Origin of the sequence: Methylobacterium aquaticum (assembly GCF_001043915.1) — a bacterium.
Classification (GTDB): Bacteria; Pseudomonadota; Alphaproteobacteria; order Rhizobiales; family Beijerinckiaceae; genus Methylobacterium; species Methylobacterium aquaticum.
Genome location: NZ_LABX01000170.1, coordinates 24791 through 31988, shown reverse-complemented (window position 1 = coordinate 31988; position 7198 = coordinate 24791). Strand labels below are relative to the sequence as shown.

The 7198-nt window shown below is 68.3% G+C and carries 5 protein-coding genes and 1 tRNA gene; 3 read left to right on the top strand and 3 right to left on the bottom strand.

The genetic code is table 11. The features are described from left to right. Positions 1-156 precede the first annotated feature (156 nt). The 3 genes from VP06_RS21465 to VP06_RS21455 all read left to right on the top strand — a co-directional run bounded on the left by VP06_RS21465 (position 157) and on the right by VP06_RS21455 (position 2875). A tRNA-Tyr gene (locus VP06_RS21465) sits at positions 157-241 on the top strand. A 191-nt stretch (positions 242-432) separates the two neighbouring features. Then, positions 433-1353 carry a polyphosphate kinase 2 gene (gene ppk2, locus VP06_RS21460; protein WP_048465819.1) on the top strand — a complete coding sequence of 307 codons (921 nt, stop codon included), beginning with the start codon at positions 433-435 and terminating at the stop codon, positions 1351-1353. Positions 1354-1360: 7 nt separating this feature from the next. Then, positions 1361-2875, top strand: coding sequence for a carbohydrate porin (locus VP06_RS21455; RefSeq protein WP_048465818.1), 1515 nt, complete (start codon positions 1361-1363; stop codon positions 2873-2875). 68 nt (positions 2876-2943) lie between these two features. On the opposite strand, the gene VP06_RS21450 is transcribed toward VP06_RS21455, so the two are convergent. From VP06_RS21450 to VP06_RS21440, 3 genes are all read right to left on the bottom strand, one after another. Continuing rightward, positions 2944-3870: a transporter gene (locus VP06_RS21450; RefSeq protein WP_048465817.1), complete on the bottom strand. Its 927-nt coding sequence runs from the start codon at positions 3868-3870 to the stop codon at positions 2944-2946. Positions 3871-4147: 277 nt separating this feature from the next. After that, positions 4148-5353 (bottom strand): methyl acetate hydrolase AcmB, encoded by a 1206-nt coding sequence (acmB, locus tag VP06_RS21445; RefSeq protein ID WP_048465816.1) that lies wholly within the window; start codon positions 5351-5353, stop codon positions 4148-4150. Positions 5354-5494: 141 nt separating this feature from the next. Further along, positions 5495-7141, bottom strand: coding sequence for a flavin-containing monooxygenase (locus VP06_RS21440; protein ID WP_048465815.1), 1647 nt, complete (start codon positions 7139-7141; stop codon positions 5495-5497). Between the last annotated feature and the right edge of the window lie 57 nt (positions 7142-7198).

Below are 7198 nucleotides of genomic sequence, written 5' to 3'. Positions count from 1 at the left end.
AGATGTGTAAAAGAGAAAGCCCCCGCGCAGCTCAAACCCGCGCCAGGGCTGAAGCGATTGCCCTGTATGGGGAGCCCGTTCGTCTTGACAGATGCGGGCCTCCTCTTCATAAGAACCCGCCGTTCACGCGGCGGCCCCTGCCGGTGACGGCAGCGTGGGGGAATGTCCCGAGCGGCAAAGGGGGCGGACTGTAAATCCGCTGGCTATGCCTTCGTAGGTTCGAGTCCTACTTCCCCCACCATCCCTCGCCTCCCGTCGTCTTCGTCCTGCTTGGCATCGGCAGGTCCGCACCTGGTGTGGTCCCGCGCTGACGCAGCGGAGCCGGTTGGACAGACTCTGTGCTGCCTCGCAGGGTTCGGGCTGTTTCTCGATAGTGTCACAAGACGGTTGGTAAAGCGTCCCGTCGAACCCATCGGAGCGGGAAGCACCACCATGAGCGAGTCCGAGGCACCGCAGCAGGCGGCCACGATCGAGGCGTTGCGGCGCGAGATCGCGGAGGCCTACGACGAGGAGCTGGAGCTCGAGATCGAGGAAGAGCGCCTCGCCGCGCTGGTGCCGCCCCCCGAGACCGGCATCCCGGGCCTCGACCGCCGCCTCTACTTCCGCGAATTGCTGCGCCTGCAACACGAGCTGGTCCGGCTCCAGGACTGGGTCCAGACCAACAAGCTCAAGGTCGTGGTGCTGTTCGAGGGGCGGGATTCCGCCGGCAAGGGCGGCGTCATCAAGCGCATCACCCAGCGCCTGAACCCTCGCGTCTGCCGCGTCGCCGCCCTGCCCGCTCCGAACGAGCGCGAGCGCGGCCAGTGGTATTTCCAGCGCTACGTCAGCCACTTGCCGACCGGCGGCGAGATGGTGCTGTTCGACCGCTCCTGGTACAACCGCGCCGGCGTTGAGCGGGTCATGGGCTTCTGCTCCGAGGCCGACGTGGAGGAGTTCTTCCGCTCGGTGCCGGAATTCGAGCGCATGCTGGTGCGCTCCGGCATCATCCTGGTGAAGTACTGGTTCTCGATCACCGATTCCGAGCAGGCTCACCGCTTCGAGATGCGGATCCAGGATCCGCTCAAGCAGTGGAAGCTCAGCCCGATGGACGTCGAGTCGCGCCGGCGCTGGGAGAGCTATACCCGCGCCAAGGAGGACATGCTGGCCCGCACCCATATCCCGGAGGCGCCGTGGTGGGTGGTCGATGCCGTCGACAAGAAGCGCGCCCGCCTGAACTGCATCAGCCACCTCCTGGAGCAGGTGCCCTACGGCACCGTCGAGCGGGCGCCCGTCCACCTGCCCGATCGGGTCCGCAATCCCGACTACGTCCGCGGCCCGGTCCCGGCCGAGATGCACGTGCCGGCGCGGTACTGAGCGCGTGATGGGCGGGGTCCTGCGCGCGGCGTTCGCTGCCTCGTTCCTGGCATCCGGCATCCTGGCCTCCAGCATTCTGGCGTCCAGCATTCTGGCGTCCACCGGGGCCCGCGCGCAGCCCGCCCCCCGCCTCACGGTGGTCCCGCCGGCCTGGCCCCTGACCGGCGCCGGCGGCGACCCGCAAACCGCCATCGCCCAGGCGCGCACCTCCGACCAGGTGTCGGTGACGAACAGCGGCTCGATCCAGTCCTCGCTCGGGCCCTATGGCGACCCGTTCGGCACCCGCGCCTTTCTCTCCGAGCGCGGCATCACCTACACCCTCACCTATATCGGCGAGGGGCTGGCCAACCTGCGCGGCGGCCTCAAGCGCGGCGTCACCTATGGCGGGCGCCTCGACACCTCCCTCGATGTCGATCTCGACAAGTTCGCCGGCTGGACCGGGGCGCGGTTCCACACCGACTTCTTCCAGATCCACGGCCACGGGATGTCCCGGAACTATCTCAACAACCTGACGACGGTGAGCGGCATCGAGGCCCTGCCGGCGACGCGGCTGTTCGAGCTGTGGCTGGAGCAGCGCTTCCTCGACGACCAGCTCTCGGTCAAGGTGGGCCAAGTCTCCGCCGATACCGAATTCGCCATCGCACAATCGGCCGTGGTGTTCTTCAATGCCGGGTTTGGCTGGCCCAATATCGGCGCCGTGGTGCTGCCGAGCGGCGGGCCGATCTATCCGCTGGCCACCCCGGCGGTGCGGGTGAAATACGTCCCCGACCCGCATCTGTCGTTCCAGGCGGCGGTGTTCGACGGCGATCCCGCCGGGCGGCGGCGGGGCGACGACACCGACCCGCAGCGCCTCGACCGCAACGGCACCCGCTTCCGGGTCAGCGATCCGCCGCTGCTGATCGGCGAGGTCGCGTATGCCTACGCGCTGAACCTGTGGGGCGAGAACCTGAACGGCACCGCGACGCTGGGCGGCTGGCAGCATTTCGGCGGCTTCGACAGTCCGCGCCTCGACAGCGTTTCCGGCCGGCTCCTGGCCGACCCGGAGGCGAGCGGCATCGCCCGGCGCTTCCGCGGCGACCGCGGCGTCTACGGCATCATCGACCAGACGCTCTACCGCGAGCCCGATACCGAGGACGAGGGCGCCAGCGCCTTCCTGCGGATCTCCAAGGTCCCGGGCGACCGCAACCTGATCGATCTCTACCTCGATGGCGGCGTCGCCTATAAGGGCCTGCTGCCGGGCCGGCCCAACGACACCACGGCGCTCGGGGTGATCTACTCGCGCATCAGCCCCTCGGCCCGGGCCTTCGACCGCGACACGATCCTGTTCGGCCAGGGCACCGGGCCGATCCGCAGCAGCGAGGTGGTGATCGAGGCGACCTACCAGGCCGAGGTGGTGCCCGGTTTCACGATCCAGCCGGACCTTCAGTTCGTCATGCGGCCCGGTGGTGGCCTCGCCGACGAGAACGGGCGCCGGTTGAAGAACGCGACCGTGATGGGCCTCCGGGCGACCATCAACTATTAGGACAGGGTGCGAGTGGGCGACCGCCCGCATCCCCGTGCCCGAACGCGCCGTGCGGGGATCGACAGCGATCAGAATGCCTTCAGGACCCGCAAGATTGCGCCGAATTCCTGCTTGAAGCCGCCGACGGCGCGCAGATCGTGGTTGAGTTCGAGGCCGACCTGGAGCGTCGGATCGATGAAGTAGCCGCTATGGAAGCGGATGCGCTGGATCTCCGTGCGCGCCCCGATGAGGACGCCGTTCAGCCGCTGCTCGCCGCCCCAGCTGCCGGTATAGCCGACCGACGTGCTGAAGGACGGGGTCCAGCGCCAGTTCGCCCAAGCCTGAATCCGGTGCGTCGTCGCTTGGCTCAGCAGGCCGCTTCCCGGAAAGGCCCGGTCGTTGTCGCCGTAGAACTGGGCGTCGTAGGCGAGATCGAGGCCGAAATGCTCGCCGAAGCCCTGTTGCAGGCCGATCTGGGCCGTGCCACGCATCCGGTTGTCGCCGAGGTTGAGCACCGCGAAGCGGTCATAGGTCCCGGTCGGCGGGTTGAGGAAGCCGACCACGATGACGTTGGTCTGCGAGGCTTCGTTGATGTAGAGCCAGACGAAGGCCGAGAGGGCGATGTTCTGCGCGCCGAAGGCGCCGTCGAGGCGCTGTCCGCCGATCCGGGCGTCCTGGAGGCTGCCGAAGGTCTGGAAGGCTTGCACGCCGGCGCGGAGGCCAGCGACCTCGCCGTAATGCACGAAGCGGGCGATGCCGATATGGGTCTCGAGCCCCGAGTTGCGCAGGGTCGGCCCCCGGGCGATGCTGTAATCGGTATTGTGACCGTAGGCGTAGTAGCCGAGCGCCAGGTTCGTCCCCGCCGGCAGCGGGGTGAACTCGTAGGGCATGATCTCCTGGGCCGAAGCCGGCCCGGCCCGCAGGCCGGCCACCGCGGCCAGCAGCGTCAGGCACAGCCCGATCCAGAGGCGGGCCCTCCTCCGGGCACCAGCGTGCCGGAACAGCATCATCGTCATCCTGGACGTTCCCCCTCTTCTTCTTTCTGCGAAAACCGCGGGCTGCCCATCGGTGCCCTCTCTGCGGAGAGCCGTGTCACGACGGGCCAACGGCCCACAGCCCCGCGCGGCGGCGGGAGGCCACCGCACGGGATGCTATCGACATCGAAGATGATGCAGAACCCGATCGAAAATATCTTCGTCGATCTGATGTTTTGCCTTTAAAACATTAGTGACCTTACGTCAAAATACAAGTCGTTCGGCACAAAAAATCGACGAGACCCCTGTTCCGTTCCGGTCAGGCGCCGCCATGCAGGGCCCGGTACAGGGCCGTCTCGAAGGCGAGGTAGCCGCCGAACGAGGCCGGATCGCCGAAGGGCAGGATCTGCGTCGCCCAGAAGCCGCCGACGCCATTCTGGCGGTCGATCCAGTAGAACAGGTTGGCAAGGCCCGCCCAGCCGAGGGCACCGGCCGGCCGGCCAGTCGGGGCCTCCGCATCGTTGATCATGAAGGTCAGGCCCCAGGATTTCGGCAGGCCGGGGAAGAATTCGGCGTCGTTCGACAGGGCCGGGATCACGCCGGGCAGCATCGTCACGCGCTGGCCGTCGAGATGGTTGCGTTCGGCCATGCGGATGGTCTCGGGCTTCAGCACCCGCCCGGCCTCGCCCTCTCCGTCGTTCAGCCACATGCGGATGAAACGCATGTAATCGCCGACCGTACCGTAGAGGCCGTGGCCGCCCATCTGCACCTCGGGCTCCTGCGGCAGTTCGAACGGCATTGCCGCGAGGGGGCCCTCGGCCTGGCGCGCCTGCATGCCGGCCACCCGCGCCCGCATCGCCTCGCTCAAGCTGAAGGCGGTGTCGCGCATGCCCAGCGGCTCGAAGATGCGGGCCCGGAACACGTCGCCGAGGCGCTCGCCGGTGATCGCCTCGACGACCTGGCCGCACCAGTCGATGTTGCTGCCGTATTCCCAGCGCGCGCCGGGATCGAACAGCAGCGGCGTCGCCAGGGCGGCCTTGGAGGCGGTGATGACGCTGGGCTGGCCGTGCTCGGCGGCGAGCCGCGCATAGGTCGCGTTGAAGAAGTCGTAGCCGAAGCCGGCGGTGTGGGTGAGCAGCATGCGCGTGGTGATGTCGCGCTTCGGCGCCCGCAGCCGCGGTGCGCCGTCCTCGCCGAAGCCCTCGATGACCTGGATCCGGCCAAGCTCCGGCAGGTAGTCCTTGGCCGGAGCGTCGAGGTCGAGGCGGCCCTCCTCGACGAGTTGCAGGGCCGCCGTGCCGGTGACGGCCTTGGTGGTCGAGAACAGCGCGAAGACGGTGTCGGTCGTCATCGGGGCCTCCTCGCCGAGGCGGCGCGTGCCGGCGGCGCCCTCGTAGACGGTGCCGCTCCGGTTCGTCGCCATGGCGACGACGCCGGAGACACCGGGATCCGCCGCGACGGTGTCGCGCAGGATGCTGTCGGCCGCCGTCGCGAAGGCGGCTGCCGGGAATGCTGAGCCGGTCATGGTCGAACTCTCTGTTGGATCGGGATGGGGCGGAGGCCGCCGGCCTCAGGCGTGGGCCGGGACTGGCGGGACAGAGATCCAGGGTGCCGATGGCGCTGCGTCGCCCGCAGCGCACCAGTATTCGCCTCGTTTGGAGACGATTTATCGGAATCTGAACCCGGCATATCCGCTGGCGGCGACCTCGTCGCATCTCTGGCGATAGGCACCGACGCCGCCGATATACGAGAGGAGGCGGCGCGGCTTGCCGTCGACGTTCGATCCCATGTACCAGGAATTGGTCTTGGTCACGAGGGTGGTGTCGGCGATGGCGTCGTGATGGGCGACCCACTCGTCCTGGAACGCCTCGTCCGCCTCGATCACCTGCAAGCCGCGCTCCCGCATGGAGGCGATGCAGCCGGCGATCCATTCGGTCTGCTGCTGGAGGCAGGTCGTCATGTTGCACAGGGCGGCGGAGGGGGCCAGCGGCGCCGCCGTGGTGAACAGGTTCGGGTAGCCGTGCACCTGGAGGCCCATGGTGGTGCGGATGTCGCGGCCCCATTCCTCCTTCAGCGAGCGCCCGCCGCGGCCGCGGATGTCGATCCGGGTCAGGGCGCCGGTGCCGGCATCGAAGCCGACGGCGAGGATCAGGATGTCGAGGGGATGCTCGGTGCCGTCGGCCAGGCACAGGCCCTTCGGGGTGATCGCGGCGATCGGGTTGTCCTTGACGCTGACGAGCGAGACGTTCGGCCGGTGGAACGCCTGAAGGAAGCCGCGCTCCAGCGGCACGCGGTGGGTGCCGAAGCCGTAATCGGTCGGGATCAGCGCCTCGCAGAGCGCCGGGTCCTGCAACTCCGCGCGCATCTTGGCCCGCACGAACTCGGACACCTCGGCGCTCACCGCCTCGTCGAAGAACATCTCGGCGAAGGAGGCGAGCCAGAGCTTCAGCGACCCATCCTGCCAGATCGCTTCGAGGATCTCGTGGCGCTCCTGCGGGGTCCTGTCGGCCCAGGCCCCGTTCTCGAAATCGTACTCGAAGCCCGAGAAGGTGTGCGGGATGCGGGCGGCGAGATCGTGGAACTTCGCCTTGTAGGCGTCCTGGTCGGCCGGCGTGTAGGTGGGGTTCTTCATCGGCAGGACGTATTGCGGCGTCCGCACGAAGACCGAGAGGTGGCCGACCGTGTCGGCGATGGTCTGCACGACCTGGATGCCGGTGGCGCCGATGCCGACCACGCCGACCCGCTTGCCGGAAAAGTCCACCGGCTCCTTGGGCCAGCGGGCGGTGTGGAAGACCTGGCCCTCGAAGCTGTCCTGGCCCGGAAAGACCCCGGTGAGCGGCGCCGAGAGCATGCCGCAGCAGGTGATGAGGAAGCGGGCGTCGATGACCTGCCCCCGGTCGGTCTCGATCCGCCAGCGGCCGGTGGCCTCGTCGAAATGCGCGGCGGTGATCGTTGTCTCGAACTGGATGTCCTTGCGCAGGTCGAGCCGGTCGGCGACGTAGTGCAGCCAGCGCTCGATCTCCGGCTGGGCCGGGAACTTCTCGCTCCAGCTCCAGCCCTTGTAGAGTTCTTCCGAGAACAGGTATTGGTAGATGTAGGCTTCCGAATCGAAGCGGGCGCCGGGATAGCGGTTCCAGTACCAGGTCCCGCCGACATCCGAGGCGGTGTCGAAGGCCCGGACCGACAGCCCCTGCTGGCGCAGCAGGTAGAGCTGGTAGAGGCCGGCGACGCCGGCGCCGATCACCGCGGCATCGAGCTGGAGCGGTGCATCTGTGGAACCGGGCGCGTGCAGGGGCGACGTCACGTCGGACATGTCTGTCTCCATCGGGGTGGGTCGGGAAGTGCGGGGGCCGATGGCTCGGCCCGGATC